Raw genomic sequence first — 1,348 nt, forward strand, 5'->3', positions numbered from 1 at the left:
CTCGTGGCCCCGAGCGGCTCGCGGTCGCCGATGTCGGGTGGGTCGTCGACGAGCCCCGCGGGCAGTGCGTCGAGGACGCGACGGAAGACCTCGCGCAGGGTATGGCGGTCCGGGTGGTTGATGGTGTGCCATCGCGGTGTGCCCTCGAGCAGATCCGAGGCGATCAGCGTGCCGTGGGCCTGTTCACGGATGCGCAGTGCCTCCACCGACTCCCGCGCCGCCGCGCGCGCCTGATCGGGGTCGGGGGCGGCGCGGAGTACGTCCTCGTCACCGGTCGCGGCGGCGATGATCGCCCGCAGGTCGTGGTACGGGGCGATGGGCGGGACGAGTGAACGGTCGTGAGGGGGGCGGATCAGCACCTGATAGGGGTGCAGTCCGGCGTACCTCAGCACCGGGACCAGCACGACGGTCGCCCCGGTCGGCAGACGCGCCGCGAGTTGGCGATGGCCCAGGGGGAGGTCCCGGTAGTCGTCCCGGACGGGCTGGATGATCAGCACGTCGGTGCGCGCGAGGTCCGCGTGCAGCTCCGGGACGTCGCGTGCCGTCATCTCGTACACCGGTCGCACGTCCCGCACCGCGACCCCGTCGACGCTGCGGAGGAGGTCGCGGTAGACATCGGCCTGACAGTTGCCGATCACCATGACGGAGGGCTGGGCGGTGGTGCTCACCGCGACGAGCGTAGGCAGGGCCCCAGGTCGCGGCAACCGGCAGACGTGGCACGGTGGCGGAGTGACCCACAGCCGCTCCTCGTCCGCAGGCCCCCTCCGGATCCGGTCGATCCCCGCCGGCCACGACTACGTGCGTCACGCCCTCGGCCCCGTCACCGAGCGGGGGGATGTCGCGGTGCTCGCCGATCCCCTGCTCGATCCGGCCGAGCCGTCGCGGTGGTGGCCGCACCCCGCGCTCGAGGCCGCTGATCGTCCCGAGGTGCTGGACGGCACCGACCTCGTCCACGTGCACTTCGGTTACGAGCACCGGAGCCCGGCACAGGTCGCGGAGTTCGTCGTCGCGGTCCGGACACGAGGGATGCCGTTGGTGGTGACCGTGCACGACCTGACCAATCCCCACGAGCCCGACCCGGCCATGCATCTCGAACGCACCGGGATCCTGGTGCGGGGGGCGGACGCGGTCATCACCCTGACCGCGGGTGCGGCGGATGAGATACGGCGGAGGTGGGGCGTGGGCTCCCGGGTCATCCCCCATCCCCGGCTCATGCCGGTCGGGGTCACCGAGCCGCACCGCCTGGGCCGTCTCGGGAACGCCGGACACGCTGGGCCGCCCGCGCAGGACGAGCGCCCCGCCGAGCCGCCCTTCGCACAGCCATCCGGCCGGCGGACCGTGGGTGTGG

The 1,348-nt window shown here is 73.1% G+C and carries 2 protein-coding genes; one reads left to right on the plus strand and one right to left on the minus strand.

From position 1 onward, the window contains the following. Positions 1 to 668, minus strand: a 668-nt coding sequence (locus G6026_RS12675; protein WP_182613383.1) for a WcbI family polysaccharide biosynthesis putative acetyltransferase, incomplete at its 3' end; no start/stop codon positions are given. Between the two features lie 61 nt (positions 669 to 729). Between G6026_RS12675 and G6026_RS12680 the strand changes: the two genes are divergently transcribed. Beyond that, the coding region (locus G6026_RS12680) for a glycosyltransferase (RefSeq protein ID WP_347238103.1) at positions 730 to 1,348 on the plus strand (619 nt) is incomplete at its 3' end.

The organism is Dietzia sp. DQ11-38-2 (assembly GCF_014145055.1).
Classification (GTDB): Bacteria; Actinomycetota; Actinomycetes; order Mycobacteriales; family Mycobacteriaceae; genus Dietzia.